The sequence below is a fragment of the Staphylococcus sp. HMSC063A07 genome, from assembly GCF_001836955.1.
Classification (GTDB): Bacteria; Bacillota; Bacilli; order Staphylococcales; family Staphylococcaceae; genus Staphylococcus; species Staphylococcus lugdunensis.
The window spans coordinates 30,915-31,724 of record NZ_KV830918.1; the positions used below are offsets into that span (position 1 = coordinate 30,915).

Consider the following 810-nt stretch of genomic DNA (forward strand, 5'->3'; position numbering starts at 1 on the left):
TTTACAGATTCTGTACAATTTACTCCAAGTGAGGTTAATAAATCATGAGTCAAACTCTGAATATCAAATCTAGAGACATAATAGGTTATTCTAAACAGACCAAGCGTAGTATATAGAATAATATGGGGGTGTGAAAAAATGGAGCATTCAAAAAAACTAAAGTTATGTGCAAGTTTGTTTATCTTAGTCATTTTTGTTGGAGGGTGTGGATCTTTTAACAAAGAAGCTCAAATTAAAAAAAGTTTTAATAAAACGTTAAGTGTGTATCCAACAAAAAATCTTGAAGATTTCTACGATAAAGAAGGCTTTCGAGATCAAGAATTTGATAAAGGAGATAAAGGCACTTGGATCATTCATTCTGAAATGGTTATCGAGCCAAAAGGTAGAAATATGGAATCTAGAGGAATGGTGCTACATGTAAATCGCAATACTAGAACAACGAAAGGATATTTTTTAATAAGCGAGATAACAGAAGACAAAAAAGGATATGTGCATAATAAAGATAAAAAATATCCAGTGAAAATGGAACATAATAAAATTATCCCAATAAAGCCAATACCGAATGATAAGTTAAAAAAAGAAATAGAAAACTTTAAGTTTTTTGTACAATACGGCAACTTTAAAGACTTTAAAGATTATAAAAATGGAGATATTTCATACAATCCAAATGTGCCAAGTTATTCTGCTAAATATCTGTTGAATAATGATGATTATAATGTACAACAGTTAAGGAAGAGATATAATATCCCAACCAAACAAGCCCCTGAATTAAAGTTGAAGGGCGATGGCGATTTAAAAGGATCATCCATA

Annotated in this window: 1 protein-coding gene; it reads left to right on the top strand. The window is 30.2% G+C overall.

The window, feature by feature from the left end:
* Positions 1–138: 138 nt before the first annotated feature.
* The coding region (locus HMPREF2597_RS05810) for a tandem-type lipoprotein (RefSeq protein ID WP_070817232.1) at positions 139–810 on the top strand (672 nt) is incomplete at its 3' end.